At 36.4% G+C, this 14,077-nt stretch carries 12 protein-coding genes; 11 read left to right on the forward strand and 1 reads right to left on the reverse strand.

The features are described 5' to 3' along the window. Positions 1–19 precede the first annotated feature (19 nt). Positions 20–2,212 carry a helix-turn-helix transcriptional regulator gene (locus tag BAU15_RS00505; protein ID WP_161840791.1) on the forward strand — a complete coding sequence of 731 codons (2,193 nt, stop codon included), beginning with the start codon at positions 20–22 and terminating at the stop codon, positions 2,210–2,212. 124 nt (positions 2,213–2,336) lie between these two features. Here the strand turns inward: BAU15_RS00505 and BAU15_RS00510 are convergent, their stop codons facing one another. Continuing rightward, the gene (locus BAU15_RS00510) at positions 2,337–3,212 is read right to left on the reverse strand and encodes a carbohydrate ABC transporter permease (protein ID WP_161840792.1); all 876 of its coding nucleotides are present in this window, start codon (positions 3,210–3,212) and stop codon (positions 2,337–2,339) included. 308 nt (positions 3,213–3,520) lie between these two features. On the opposite strand from BAU15_RS00510, the gene BAU15_RS00515 reads away from it, so the two are divergent. The 10 genes from BAU15_RS00515 to BAU15_RS00560 all read left to right on the forward strand — a co-directional run bounded on the left by BAU15_RS00515 (position 3,521) and on the right by BAU15_RS00560 (position 14,016). Beyond that, complete coding sequence (locus BAU15_RS00515) at positions 3,521–4,495, forward strand: ABC transporter permease (RefSeq protein ID WP_161840793.1); 975 nt, start codon at positions 3,521–3,523, stop codon at positions 4,493–4,495. A 30-nt stretch (positions 4,496–4,525) separates the two neighbouring features. Further along, the gene (locus BAU15_RS00520) at positions 4,526–5,209 is read left to right on the forward strand and encodes a YesL family protein (RefSeq protein WP_161840794.1); all 684 of its coding nucleotides are present in this window, start codon (positions 4,526–4,528) and stop codon (positions 5,207–5,209) included. Then, on the forward strand, positions 5,175–6,680 hold the full coding sequence (locus tag BAU15_RS00525; RefSeq protein ID WP_161840795.1) for an extracellular solute-binding protein: 1,506 nt from the start codon (positions 5,175–5,177) through the stop codon (positions 6,678–6,680). The genes BAU15_RS00520 and BAU15_RS00525 overlap by 35 nt, the downstream gene beginning before the upstream one ends. A 317-nt stretch (positions 6,681–6,997) precedes the next feature. Then, a complete protein-coding gene (locus BAU15_RS00530) occupies positions 6,998–7,861 on the forward strand; it encodes a pectinesterase family protein (RefSeq protein WP_161840796.1) in 864 nt (287 codons plus the stop codon). After that, the gene (locus BAU15_RS00535; RefSeq protein ID WP_161840797.1) at positions 7,843–8,958 is read left to right on the forward strand and encodes a glycoside hydrolase family 88/105 protein; all 1,116 of its coding nucleotides are present in this window, start codon (positions 7,843–7,845) and stop codon (positions 8,956–8,958) included. The genes BAU15_RS00530 and BAU15_RS00535 overlap by 19 nt, the downstream gene beginning before the upstream one ends. After that, complete coding sequence (locus BAU15_RS00540) at positions 8,951–10,273, forward strand: glycoside hydrolase family 28 protein (RefSeq protein WP_161840798.1); 1,323 nt, start codon at positions 8,951–8,953, stop codon at positions 10,271–10,273. Before BAU15_RS00535 ends, BAU15_RS00540 begins: the two co-directional genes overlap by 8 nt. A gap of 2 nt (positions 10,274–10,275) precedes the next feature. Further along, entirely contained in the window at positions 10,276–11,157 is an 882-nt protein-coding gene (locus BAU15_RS00545) for a dienelactone hydrolase family protein (protein WP_161840799.1), read from the forward strand. Beyond that, a complete protein-coding gene (locus tag BAU15_RS00550; protein WP_161840800.1) occupies positions 11,154–12,047 on the forward strand; it encodes a pectinesterase family protein in 894 nt (297 codons plus the stop codon). Before BAU15_RS00545 ends, BAU15_RS00550 begins: the two co-directional genes overlap by 4 nt. Positions 12,048–12,050: 3 nt before the next feature. Then, positions 12,051–12,467: a DUF4064 domain-containing protein gene (locus tag BAU15_RS00555; protein WP_161840801.1), complete on the forward strand. Its 417-nt coding sequence runs from the start codon at positions 12,051–12,053 to the stop codon at positions 12,465–12,467. Further along, a complete protein-coding gene (locus BAU15_RS00560) occupies positions 12,460–14,016 on the forward strand; it encodes a glycoside hydrolase family 43 protein (protein ID WP_161840802.1) in 1,557 nt (518 codons plus the stop codon). Before BAU15_RS00555 ends, BAU15_RS00560 begins: the two co-directional genes overlap by 8 nt. The last annotated feature ends 61 nt before the right edge of the window (positions 14,017–14,077 follow it).

Below are 14,077 nucleotides of genomic sequence, written 5' to 3' on the forward strand. Positions count from 1 at the left end.
AAGGAAGAAAAAGAAAAAAATGAAAAAGAGTTCGGTTTTTTATAAAATTTTTCTACCCGTGTTTTTATTAGGAACGTGTTTAGTCATTGGTTTTAGTTTATATATCTATCAGAATATGTATACGTCAATTGAAAATGATTTTTTGTCAGATAAAATGAGTTTTTTAAGACAATTACGCACTAATTTTGAAAGAAAAATTAGAACAATCGAGTATTCTTTCTCTACATATGGTTCAACTCGGAGTTTTTCGGAAACGTTTACAAAAGAGCTGGATGCGCAAGATTATATCGAGTATTCAGAGATTCGCAAAGAACTTAATTTTATTGAAATGATGGCGATGGATCAGAATTCATTTGATTTGATTAGTCTAAAAGGGGGCTGGGGGGTAATAAATGGTTCATTACACCAGTTGTCTACTTCTGAAGTACAAGAGTTGAATAATCAATTTATGGATAGTAAAAAAAGTCTTTTTTGGCAGAAAGAAAATAATGGTATTCAAATGATCATTACGTTACCCATGTTTGAAGATGATAAATATGCAATGGGTAAAGCAATGATTACTGATTATAGTATTGACCAAATTATTAAAAATGATAGTGAAGACTTGATCAAGATATATAATGATGAAGAATTATTGTACAGTAACCAATCAAAAAGCCAAGAATATCAATTAAATAGTTATAGTGATGAGCTAGACTTCAATAATCCTAAAGTAGTTAAGAAGGATGGCAAAACATTTATTTTATTGAAATCTGACTATAATAATTGGGTATATAGCATGCAGTTAAGCTTAAATTCAGTAGCAAGTACAACTAGTAAGCTTAGGAAAGGCTTATTTGCCGTTTCTTTGGCGTTGATTTTCTTGATTGGAACGATATCCTATCTATTTTCGGAACGATTTGCGAAACCTATTAGACAAATTCAGGAAAGATTAGATTTAAAACCACATCGATTTAAGGATAAAGAATTAGATTTGGTTGCCAATTCTATCACAAAAATATTAGGTGAAAATCAATCATTGAGCGCAAATTTAATGACTCAAAAGCCACAATTGGAAACGCTTTTTATTCTGAGCCTTTTTCGAAATCGTGTTGAAAAAAGAGAATTAGAACAACGTCTAGCGCAGTTTGGTTATCCTAGCCATCAGCGGTATTATACGGCGGCCATTCAAATTGATTCGCTAGATAAGGATCGACATGGTGGTGAAAAAGATTTGCTACTAATGGCGATTAATAATATCGTTACGGAGATTGTTCCAGAAGCGAATCGAATGATTCCTATCGTTTTAAATGATGAGATGCAAGCAACAATCTTCCGTATGGATAAAGATGATCCTGAAGCTAGCCGAAAAATAATGCGTTATTGTCAAGAGATTCAAAGTGCTGTAAATGAGTATCTACATCTATCAATTAGTATTGGGATAAGTAAAAAATTCTTTATTTTGACACAAAGTAAACAATCAGTTGATTTAGCTAAAGAGGCTCTACATTATCGTGTGAATACAGGTCCAGGCTCGATTATTTTCTATAATGAAATCGCACCATCAGGTAATGAAAAAGAGTTAGTTAAGTATCCGATACAGCTACAGAACCAATTGTTCGAGGCTATTCGCTCAGGAGAAGACGTGGAGTTGATTTTGGATGAGTTGGTCAATAAGTTGTTTTCAAGCAATAAAAATCCATTGAATTTAGAAGTGGCACTGATGCGTTTAATTAATGAATTAGTTCAATTAGGACAAATGTTAGGTGTTGGCTCAAATATTTTTGAAAATATCAAACAGATTTATTTAAATGCTTTAACTAGATATCAACCAAAAGAATTAAAAGCAATTTTATTGGAACAATTGATTCTACCGATTATGAAACATACACAGGAACGGACAGAGATAGAGTTTAAGACACTTTCTGATAAAATCATGCATATTATTCAGACGGAATACGATAAAGATTTATCACTAGACTGTATCGCAGATCGTTTGCATTATAATCCTAATTATTTGAGTAGTGTATTCAAAAAAGAATCAGGTGAAAACTTTGGTGATTATGTTCAAAATTATCGACTGGATGTTGCAAAACAGTGGTTACGAGAAACAGAGTTACCGATAAAAGAAATTGCCGAACGGTTGCAGTATCGTAATCCCCAAAATTTTATCCGCTTCTTTAAAAAGAAAGAACAAAAGACTCCAGGCGAGTATCGAAAAGCTTATCGCTAATATTGAAAAAGATCAGTGTAAATAAACTGGATCCGCTGAAATTCTGAATTATGAAGACAATAAAAAAAGTGATTCAAAACAAGTATCTTGTTTCGAATCACTTTTTTATCTGTAATCAGATAGCTTAACCTTTGACCGAGCCCATCAACGCGCCCTTTACAAAGTATTTCTGTACAAAAGGATAAGCGATAAGCATAGGAACCGTAGCTACAACGATAACCGCCATTTTGATTGTTTGTGCAGGAGGTAAGATATCGACTGAACTACTCTCTGCTTGCATCCCGCTTGAAACAATCACGATTTGGCGAAGTAATATTTGAATAGGCCATTTTGTAGAATCATTAATATAAAGAATTGCGTTCATATAAGTATTCCAATAAGTAACTGCATAGAACAATGAAATTGTAGCGATAGATGGAAGGGCTAGCGGTAACATTATTTTTACAAAAACACCTAAGTCCGTACAGCCATCCATTTTTGCTGATTCTTCAAGACTATCAGGTAATGCCTGGAAGAAGTTTCGCATGATGATCATGTTCATAGCGTTGACACAGACCGGTAAAATCATAGACCAATAAGAGTTTACAAGACCTAAAGATTTTACAACAAGGAATGTTGGGATCATGCCTCCGCTAAAGAGCATAGAGAAGACGATTAGAAAGTTGAAGAAGTTACGTCCGAACAGATATTTACGAGAAAGGCCATAAGCCATAAGAGAGGTCACGACCATACTTACTAATGTACCTACTCCTGTGATACCGATGGATACGGCTAGTGCTCGGAAAATTGTTGGCGTGGATAAGATGTAGCGATAAGCATCGAGTGAAAATGTAGTCGGGAACAAAACAAATTTCTTAGTAACGACCTCTTGGGTTGATGCAAAGGAAGTAGCAACAACGTTTAAAAAGGGTAAGACACAAATTAGAGCGACAATTGTTAGTAAAGTGATGTTAAACACATTAAATGCGCGCTCTCCTGATGAAGTTTTTCTTTTTTTCATAAATAAATCCTCCTATTAAATTAATGAATAACAATTTCCTTGGTTCAAATTTATCATGGGGATAGAATTACGTATATAATCATCTAATAATACGCTGGGTTTCTTTCGAAATAGAAAGTAGTTAATAGAAAAAACAATCAATGCTCATTAGCACTGGTAAGTATCATGTTCTTATTATTAAGCGCTAACATTGTTGATTTATCAACGTTTCTTTTGGTGTTCAGAAGAAATGATTATATACGTAATACAGTTCTTTTTCTATGATTGGTGTATCAACTGGAAGTCACAAAAAATAAAAGGAGGCAATTATGGAAAATGTAACAAAGCCAGATGTATATGTATTAAATAAGACACCCGAAGAGGAAAAGAAGAGAAAAAAGCAGAAATTAATTGCGGGCATTAAAACAAACAAAATCCTCTATTTGATGATTTTGCCAGGGATATTATATTTCGTTATTTTTAAATATGTACCAATGGCCGGATTAGTTATTGCGTTTCAAGATTATCAGCCATTCTTAGGTATCTCAGGAAGCCCATGGGTAGGCTTGAAACATTTCGTTCGACTGTTTACAGAACCGACATTTCTTATGTTACTGAAAAATACATTGATATTATTCGCGATGAATATCTTCATCTTCTTCCCACTACCTATTGTTCTGTCACTACTATTAAATGAAGTTAAGAACAAGCATTTTAAAAATGGGGTGCAAACATTAATTTATATTCCCCATTTCATGTCTTGGGTAATTATTGTATCAATTACTTATGTATTCTTAAATGTAGACGGTGGAATTATTAATGAGCTTTTAGCAGCGCTAGGAAAAGATAAAATTAGTTTCTTAACTTCGACAGAATGGACAAGAATTGTCTACATTGGCCAAGTTATCTGGCGGGAATTAGGATGGTCGACAATTATTTATCTATCAGCTATTACAGCTGTGGACACCCAGCTTTATGAAGCGGCAGAAATGGATGGTGCAGGTCGCTTACGTAAAACTTGGCATGTCACTCTACCTGCTATTCGACCAGTCATTATCACGCTACTGATTTTAAAAATAGGAGCAACATTAGATTTAGGCTTTGAGCATATGTTCCTACTATTAAATTCTCTAAATAGAAATGTTGCAGAAATTTTTGATACCTACATTTATACTGCTGGATTGAAGAACGGCCAATTGAGTTTTAGTACAGCAATGGGAATGTTCAAAGGTGTCGTGGGTCTTGTCATGGTTGTTTTAGCAAATAAACTTGCTAAAAAACTTGGTGAGGACGGTGTCTATTAAAACAAATGTAATAGAAGGGGTGAGGAAACAATGATTCAGTCAATTGAGAAAGTAAACGCAGTCCTTATTCGATTTTTACAACTCATCTATTTAAACTTTTTGTGGATAGTTGTTACGGTTTTAGGATTGGGAATTTTTACCATTGGCCCAGCAACCTATGCGATGAGCTCGATTTTTAGAAGATGGATACGTTCAAAGGATCAGTTTCCTTTAACAAAAACCTATTTTGCTTATTTTAAAGAAAATTATAAAGAATCAGTTTTTATGAGCTGGATATATATTGTAGCAGGTGGGATTTTAACAGTTGATTTGATGTATGTCTCAAATTGGTATCTTCGTGTCCTTCTATTTATAATTTGTTTTTTCTATGTAATCTCACTTATTTATATCTTTCCAATTATGGCACACTACAGTTGGCAAGGTTATGCGATAAAAATTAAAATGGCTTTCTTATTTGGATTTGCACAGCTGCAATATACAGCCGTGTATATCTTATTTATAGGGATTACTTATTGGTTTATTGGACAATTTTTACCAGGTATATTCACGTTTGTTGGTAGTAGTTTTTTAATATTTGCAAGTACATGGACAGCGTTACAAGTATTTCGTATATTAGAAGCAGAATCTATCAAAGACGTCGAACATAAAACAATCATAAAGAGAGCAAAGGAGAAAATTGATGAAAAGAGAAAAATTTTTAAAGTTAGGTCTTAGTGTTGCAGCAATACTTCTGTTAAGTGCTTGTGGGAATAAGGCGAAGGACGCGAGCGCCTCAGATGATGGAGGGCCAACAAAGATTACATGGATGAACATGTTACACACGCCTTCACCACCTACAGATGTCATTGTAGATAAAATCGAAGAAGCAACAAACACAGATATCACGTTTAACTGGATTCCAGATGCTTCAAAAGAAGAACGCTTAACTACGGCATTAGCTTCAGATGAATTAGCTGATATCGTAACGATTACAATCATGCAAAATTCTTCTGTTAGAAACGCACTGAAATCAGGAATGTTTTGGGATGTAAAAGACTATTTAAAAGATTATGATAATTTGAAAAAAATCTCTGACGAACGGATTGAAACAGCAAGTATCGATGGACACGTCTATGGTGTACCGATTCAAAAAGATCTTGCACGTTCCGGCTTAGTTATCAGAAAAGATTGGTTAGATAAACTAGGTTTAGAAGTACCAACGACTATGGATGAGTTATATGAAGTAGCGAAACAATTTACAGAAAACGATCCAGATGGGAATGGGAAAGATGATACTGTAGGATTTGGTGATCGTGCGCCGACCGATATCAAATATAGTAGCTTTAAATTATTTACTTCATATTTTGGCGCACCAAATGGATGGGAAGTAGAGAAAGATGGTACATTTACTCCTGAATTTTTAACACCAGAATATAAAGAAGCATTGAATTTTTCAAGAGACTTATTTGAAAACGGATACTTAGCGCAAGATTTCGCAGTAACGCAAAAAACAGATCAACAGCAACAATTTGCGCAAGGAAAAGCTGGTATCTATACTGGAATGATCGATATCAAAAATCTTAAAACTATGGCACAAGGAATTCAAGATGATATGGAATTAGTCCCTGTAAATAAAATTTCTACTGGCGATGGCGAATATCATGTGTGGTCTGAAAATGGCGGAGTTGGGGGCTTACTAGCTTTTCCAAAATCAGTTGTAAAAGACGAAGCACATTTGAAAAAATTATTACAGTTTGTTAATGATTTAATCGATGAAGAAGTATTCTATTATATGACCGGTGGTATTGAAGGAACGCATTACAAAATAAATGAAGATGGCGCGCTAGAATATATTGATATGGATGCATGGCAACAAGATGTCCAACCATTATCTAGCTCTCGTCCAAGTGAAGTGACGTATAAAATTAAAGATGCATCACCTGAAAAACAATTGGCTAATGAGTTAGTTGCTGAAAATGAGCAGTATGCAGTGCTTGATCCAACATTCTCTTTAGATTCTGAAAAAGCGAATGAAGTTGGATCTGAGATTCAAAAAATTATTACTGATGCAACTGTTCAGTATATGATGGGTCAAATTGATGAAAAAGCCTTTGATAAAGCAGTGTCAGATTGGCAGGCACAAGGCGGAGATCAAATGAAGAAGGAATATGAAGAAGCCTATAAAGCTGCACAAAAAAATAAATAAAAATGTGAAATGAAAGTATTTTGTTTTGAGGTATTCGTTCATCATGTCTAAATCACGCATAAAAATCATTTAATGTAGTGTAATGTAAGACTAGGTTAAATGAAACAGTAGTAGCTAATAAGCCGAAATTCACGAAAATGACAGGAAACACGGAATATTTCATTCAGATGTTGATTGATTACTACTCAGTGTTCTTTAAGTTTTAGTGAGTTTTGGCTTATTTCTATATTTATTAGTTAGCTACACAATAGTTAGAGTTATTGAAAGTGGAAATAGTTGTGTTTTGTTATTCATAGGCGAAGAAATGAGCGTGAGACATGCAAAGGTATGATTGGAAAGAGAAGCAAACACTTCAAGAATTTATTGATCAAGCAGAAGGGATTATTGTTATTCCAGAGGGCTATTATCAAGAAAGGCTAGTCATTAATAATAGCCACCTCACGATTATTGGTGAAGGCGAAGTTATTATCGATAGCGCAGTAAGTGTAAAAAAATCCCCTTCATTGACAACCTATCAAACAGCTACCGTCTATATACTTGGAAATAATATTTGTTTGAAAAACTTAACGATTAGAAATTCATCCGGAATGAGTGCTGAGGTCGGACAAGCAGTCAGTTTGTTTGTGGATGGAAATGAAGTTTATATTGAAAACTGTCAGATTGAAGGGAATCAAGATACGTTGTATTTAGGACAGCCAAAGGAATTAGTTCCTAGTCGAACAACGAGGGTTCATTTTTATGATTGCCGGGTTTCTGGGGACATAGATTTTATTTTTGGCTCAGCTGCGGCGCTATTCGAAAACTGTCAAATAGTTAGTACAGCTATAGATGTGGGGTATTTAGTCGCTCCTGCAACTCCGCAAGATCAGATTCTTGGCTTTGTTTTTGTTAACTGTTTATTCAGGCAAAAACACGAAAGTGCCAAACACTATTTGGCTAGACCCTGGCGAGAGTATGCAAAAGTATATTTTTTTGAAAGTAGATTTGAACTCAAATTCGCAGAAGGTCGTTGGGATGACTGGGATAAGCTAAATGCGCGAGTGACAAGCGAGTTTTGTGAATATAACAATTCATACGCTGATCAATCAAGAAACGCATCTTGGGTAAATAAAAAAGAACTTGATAGTTTTATGTACTTAAAATATTTTGAGAAGGTGAAAAAATGGACAATTGGTCAATAAAAACAGCAGAGACGATTATGGAAAGAACACCGATTCTTTCTGAGGATAAAGGATACAACAAAAAGTGGTCCTATGATTACGGAGTTGTTTTAAAAGGATTTCAACTTTTATGGGAGAAAACTGGCGATCCGAAGTTTTTAGCATTCATTAAAACGAATATTGATGAGTTTGTGACAGAAGAAGGTACGATTAAAAAATATCGTGTTGGTGAGTACAATATCGATCATATCAACACAGGGAAGTTATTATTTGTATTATACAGAGAAACGAAAGAAGAAAAATATCGTAAAGCAGCTGAATTATTATATCAACAATTAGAAAATCATCCTCGAACTTCAGAAGGGGCTTTTTGGCATAAAGAAATTTATCCTTACCAAATCTGGTTGGATGGTTTATACATGGGAACACCGTTCTATACGGAATATATCAAAGAATTTGGCAAAATAGAAGAATATGAAGATGCCATGAAGCAATTTGAAATTAGTTATGCACACCTACTTGATAAAGAAACTGGCCTATTAATTCACGCTTGGGATGAGAAAAAAGTCCAGCCTTGGGCAGATCCTGAAACAGGACTTTCGCATCACTTTTGGAGTCGTTCGATTGGCTGGTATTTAATGGCTGCTGTGGATACGTATGAGTTATTGGAAGGAACAGACATTGACAGAAGTCTGCTACGTTCGATTGTTGAAACGACTCTATCGGCGTTATTAAACTATCAAAGTGAAGATAGCGGCGTATGGTATCAAGTAACGAATGAGCTGACGAGAAAAGGGAATTACTTAGAAGCTTCAGGTAGCAGCATGTTTGTCTATGCAATAGCTAAAGGCATACGCCTGGGTATTTTAGAGAGAGCAGAGTGGGAAGCACAACTCAAAAAATCATACCAAGGACTGCTAGATGAGTTTGTACTAGTCACCAAAGAAGGCTGGGTTAATTTAAATAAAAATTGTATGGTCGCCGGATTAGGTGGTGCTGATCAAAGAGATGGTAGCTTTGCCTATTATATAAGCGAACCGATTATCTGCAATGATCAAAAAGGTGTCGGCGCCTTTTTACAAGCCTTAATAGAGACGGAGGAAATATTACATGGTTAATATTTTAGAGTTTGGCGCTGATGAGAAGAAAATGAATACAAGCGCCATTCAAGAGGCTATTGATGCGACAAGTCAAAAGGGCGGTGGACGAGTAGTCATTCCTGCAGGGACGTATAATACTGGAGCAATCTTTTTGAAAAGCAACATCGAATTACATTTAAGTGCAGGAGCAGTATTGAAATTTTCTGATAAACAAGAAGATTATCCGGTCGTTTCTTCTCGATGGGAAGGGGTTCATAAAGATGTCTATGCTTCATGTATCTATGCAGAGAATGCAGAGAATATTTCAATCACAGGCTTCGGCGTATTAGATGGGAATGGCGAATCTTGGTGGCACGTATTCCGTAATCGACGCGAGGAACTGAACTATCCACGACCTAAATTGATTAGTTTTCACGCCTGCAAACGAGTAACTATCTCAGGCGTTCATATGGAGAACTCGCCCAGCTGGACGGTTAATCCAATTCTTTGTGAGAATATCACGATAGATAACATTTCTATTAAAAATCCTGCTGACTCACCAAATACAGACGGGATAGATCCAGAATCATGTAAAAATGTTCGAATTAGCAATTGTCATATCGATGTTGGCGATGATTGTATTGCAATTAAAGCTGGAACAGAGGATACAGAAGAACGGGTTTCTTGTGAGAATATTACAATCGTTAACTGTACAATGGTTCATGGCCATGGTGGTGTCGTTTTAGGTAGTGAAATGAGTGGCGATATTAGAAATGTAACGATTTCAAATTGTATCTTCCAAGATACAGATAGAGGCATCCGCTTGAAATCAAGACGTGGACGTGGCGGAACAGTTGAAGATATTCGAGTGAGCAATATTGTCATGGATAATGTGATGTGTCCATTTATCATCAATCTTTATTATTTCTGTGGACCACGAGGGAAAGAACCTTATGTATGGGAAAAAGTTCCTTATCCAATTGATGATCGAACACCTTGCTTTAGACGAATTCATTTTATGAATGTGACTGCACGAAATGTGCAAGCAGCAGCAGGCTTTATTTATGGTTTAGCTGAAAGAGTAGCAAGTGATATTAGCTTTACGAATGTTGATATTTCAATGGCAGAAGCAGCAATTCCAGGGAAACCAGCTATGATGACTGGGATTGAGGATATGACCAATAGAGGATTTTTTGTTGGTTTTGCCAAAGACATTTTGTTCGAACGCGTTTCTATAGAAAATCATGAAGGACCCGCGTTCTTATTAGAAGAAACAGAGGATATCGAGATTTCTCATTGTCGCTCTTACAATACCAAAAAAACAGAAGAATTGATTCGTCAGAAAGAGTCCTAAGTATGAAATTAATTGATTTATTAGGCGCACAATCTCTTGCTACTGAACCTAAATATCAAAAGACTAGTTCTCAACAAGTTGACGGGTATCTAGTTGAACGCTATCAACTAGCACTTAACGGGATTGAATCTGTCCCAGCTATTTGCGTTAAGCCTCTGACAGAGGGGCCTCATCCTGTCGTGCTCTTCCAACATTCTCATGGCGGAGATTTTGGCGTTGGGAAAACAGAACTCTTAGAAAGTTCAGCCTATTTGGCCAGTCCTAGCTTTGCTAAAACTTTAACGGATATGGGCTATGCAGTTTGGGCAATCGATGCCTGGGGCTTTGAAGAAAGAGGGGGGATCGCTGAAAGTGAACTCGTCAAAGAATTTCTTTTGACTGGGCGAACCCTTTGGGGAATGCGTTTGTTTGATGTCATAGCGCTGATTGATTATCTAGAAACTAGAGAAGATATGGATATGACCAATCTCGCAACCATTGGGATGTCTATGGGTGGCTTGTTGAGCTGGTGGTTGGCTGCGATTGATCCGCGTGTTCAAGTGTGCATCGATATTGCTGCACAAGTTGATCTCGAAACGTTACTTGCGCACAGAAGACTGGATCATCATGGGTTCTATTATTATGTGCCCAATCTTTTAACGTATTTTTCGACCGCTCAAATCCAAGCAATGATTGCGCCTAGAGCGCGTATGAGCCTAGTCGGTAAGCAAGATACGATGTGCATAAACGAAGGCGTAGAAAAACTAAATAATTATTTACAAACTGTGTATATAGAAAAAGGCGCACGACAAGCTTTTGTATCAAAATCATTAACCGGTGGACATATGGAAACTTCCGAGATGCGTTATGAATGGTGTCAGTTTTTGAAGGAGCATACACAATGAAGGAAATTATTATCGGCTCTGAAGATTTTTGCCAATTTGCTTCAATCCAAGCGGGAATTGATTATTTGGCGGAACTTCCAGAGCCTGTAGAAAAAAAGTTGACGATTTTAGCAGGAACTTATTATGAAACAATAACTAGCTATCTTTCTAATGTGATTATCTGCGGGCTTGGCGATGTAAAAATTATTGGCCATTACGGTGCTAGGGAAATCCTGCCAGATGGATCTGAGCGAGGAACCTTTCGAACAGCAACCTTTTTTATTGAAGGTGAAAATATTTTACTGGAGAATCTATCAATTGAAAATCAAGCAGGTCCTGGTGAATTAGTCGGACAGGCGATAGCCTTGTTTAATTGCGGCCATCAAACAACTGTCAGAAATTGTCGGCTAGTAGGTTACCAAGACACGCTCTGTACAGGGCCTTTGCCGGATTATCAAAAAGACGGAACCCCTTTTTTAAGTCCAATTAAAAAGCTGAAAGATTACTGTTTTCAAAAATATGAGCACTGTTTTATTTCAGGAACCATTGATTTTATTTTTGGCGGTGCACAAGCGATCTTTGAGTCGTGTCAATTGCATAGTTTAGATAAAGATGGAGCTGGTTTCATTACGGCAGCCTCGACTTCAAAAACACAAGCCGAAGGTTACCTATTTGAAAACTGTTATTTAAGTGCTGAATCTCAAGCAAAGAAAGTTTTCCTAGGTAGACCTTGGCGTCCCTATGCAAAAACGACCTTCAAACATTCGTATTTTGGCAGTCATATTGCTGCAGAGGGCTGGGATAACTGGGGAAATCCTAAGAATGAACAGTCCGTTAGATATCATGAAATAGATAATTATGGCGCACAAGGTAAAAGACCTAGTTGGATAAGAAGAAACGAGGAGAAGTGACTTATGAAACGAAAATGGGAGATAATTGCAGGCAGTATAGGCGGAGTAGTATCATTAATCTTCTTTGGTGGCGTCTCTGTGACCATGAAGCAAATGTCGCAGAATGAATTCATCGAGATGTATCGTGATTTTGCAAAAGATGGAAATGTATCGGCTACCGAAGCCTATCATTCATTAACAAATATAACTAATTATTTTTCTATCGCTTTATTTCTATCAATTATTTTTTTAATAGTAGCTATTTGTTTCTCGATAAAAGATAAATATTTGATCGTGGCCGTTCTTTTATATGCGATTGCGGGCATTGTTTTATTATTAGGAACACAGATGATTGCCTATCCATTTTCGTTTTTTTATTTTGTTGCTTGCGGCTTAGCCACTTACCGACTAATAAAAAGAAGGGAAATTATACATGTATAAAACAAAAATCAAAAATCCAATTTTAAGAGGCTTTAATCCAGATCCAAATATCTTACGCGTTGAGGATACGTACTATTTAGTTGTTTCTTCGTTTGAATGGTTGCCCGGTGTACGGGCGTATAGCTCAAAAGATTTAGTCAATTGGACGCATGTCACAGATATACTAACGCATCAAGTGAATTTGCAAGGGAATCCGCTTAACTGTAGTATATGGGCGCCTCAATTAAGTTATTCAAATGGAAAATTTTATTTAATTTATACAGATGTTAAAAGTACCGCTCGACCGTTTAAGGATTCCCATAATTATTTGATTACAGCAGATGAAATTACCGGTCCTTGGTCTGAACCTATCTATTTAAATAGCAGTGGATTTGATCCTTCTCTTTTTCATGATGAGGATGGACGTAAGTGGTTGTTGAACGAAATTTGGGATTATCGAATGACTACAAGTAATAAATCTGCAGGAATTGTACTACAAGAGTATGATGAAGAACTTAAGGCAGTAACTGGTCCAGTGTATAAAATTTTTGATGGTACAGAATTGGCTAAAACGGAAGCTCCTCATATTTATCGCCACCAAGAGTATTATTATTTAATAACAGCTGAGGGTGGTACAGGCACCGGACATACAGTCACTGTTTGTCGCTCAACATCGATTACTGGTCCGTACGAATTAGATGAGAGACCTTTATTGACTGCAAGCGATAAACCAGATTCTCCCTTACAATGTTCTGGACATGGGAGCTTAGTTGAAACACCTCAAGGTAAATGGTATATGGCCTACTTATGTACTAGACCGTTGAATGGCGCCGCAATCTTAGGCAGAGAAACGGCAATTCAAGAAGTAGTTTGGGAAGATGGCTGGTTGCGATTAGAGACTGGAGAAGATGGCCCAGCTGTTGAAACGTATATTGAAACCGAAGAACAGATTACTCAACAAATTAAGACAGCTTTTCATGATGATTTTTCTGGGAAAATTAAGTCTGAATGGAACGCGCTACGTATTATGCCAGATAACAGCTGGTGTAATATTGAAGAGAATCCAGGTTATCTACGTCTGTTTTCTGGAGAATCGATTCAATCTAGTTTTGACAATCATATTTTGGCTATTAGACAAAAAGATTTTGATTTTGAGGCACAAACAAAAGTCGAGTTTACCCCAAAAACATTTAATCAAATGGCGGGTATCACTCTTTTCTTGAACACGCAAAACTACATGTATTGTTACATTACTTGGGATGAAAAAGAAGGAAAAGTCATTCGATTTATTTTATCAATAGATGGAGAATACGAATTATCTGACGTGATTATCCCAATTACAGAGCAGTGGGTTTCCTTGAAGGTCGCTGTTTCTGGACCTGTCGGTAAATTTTATTATCGAGAAGACGATAAGCATCCATGGCAACAAGTGGGTGCACCACAAGATATGTCAACATTAGCTGGAGGATTTACTGGGAACTTTGTCGGTATAGGCGTTCATGATATGGATAGAAAAGCCGGCTGCTCAGCAGATTTTGATTATTTTATTTATGAAGGATTAGATAAATAAGTGCATGGATAGAATGAACAAAAAGGTATGCTCCCTGGGGAGCATACCTTTTTGTTTCTAT

This window comes from Candidatus Enterococcus huntleyi, from assembly GCF_009933175.1.
GTDB lineage: Bacteria > Bacillota > Bacilli > Lactobacillales > Enterococcaceae > Enterococcus_K > Enterococcus_K huntleyi.

Excerpts from the sequence above, each read along its gene's own strand:
- BAU15_RS00505 (WP_161840791.1), top strand. The coding sequence starts at position 20 with ATGAAAAAGAGTTCGGTTTTTTATAAAATTTTTCTACCCGTGTTTTTA.
- BAU15_RS00510 (WP_161840792.1), bottom strand. The coding sequence starts at position 3,212 with ATGAAAAAAAGAAAAACTTCATCAGGAGAGCGCGCATTTAATGTGTTT.
- BAU15_RS00515 (WP_161840793.1), top strand. The coding sequence starts at position 3,521 with ATGGAAAATGTAACAAAGCCAGATGTATATGTATTAAATAAGACACCC.
- BAU15_RS00520 (WP_161840794.1), top strand. The coding sequence starts at position 4,526 with ATGATTCAGTCAATTGAGAAAGTAAACGCAGTCCTTATTCGATTTTTA.
- BAU15_RS00525 (WP_161840795.1), top strand. The coding sequence starts at position 5,175 with ATGAAAAGAGAAAAATTTTTAAAGTTAGGTCTTAGTGTTGCAGCAATA.
- BAU15_RS00530 (WP_161840796.1), top strand. The coding sequence starts at position 6,998 with ATGCAAAGGTATGATTGGAAAGAGAAGCAAACACTTCAAGAATTTATT.
- BAU15_RS00535 (WP_161840797.1), top strand. The coding sequence starts at position 7,843 with ATGGACAATTGGTCAATAAAAACAGCAGAGACGATTATGGAAAGAACA.
- BAU15_RS00540 (WP_161840798.1), top strand. The coding sequence starts at position 8,951 with ATGGTTAATATTTTAGAGTTTGGCGCTGATGAGAAGAAAATGAATACA.
- BAU15_RS00545 (WP_161840799.1), top strand. The coding sequence starts at position 10,276 with ATGAAATTAATTGATTTATTAGGCGCACAATCTCTTGCTACTGAACCT.
- BAU15_RS00550 (WP_161840800.1), top strand. The coding sequence starts at position 11,154 with ATGAAGGAAATTATTATCGGCTCTGAAGATTTTTGCCAATTTGCTTCA.
- BAU15_RS00555 (WP_161840801.1), top strand. The coding sequence starts at position 12,051 with ATGAAACGAAAATGGGAGATAATTGCAGGCAGTATAGGCGGAGTAGTA.
- BAU15_RS00560 (WP_161840802.1), top strand. The coding sequence starts at position 12,460 with ATGTATAAAACAAAAATCAAAAATCCAATTTTAAGAGGCTTTAATCCA.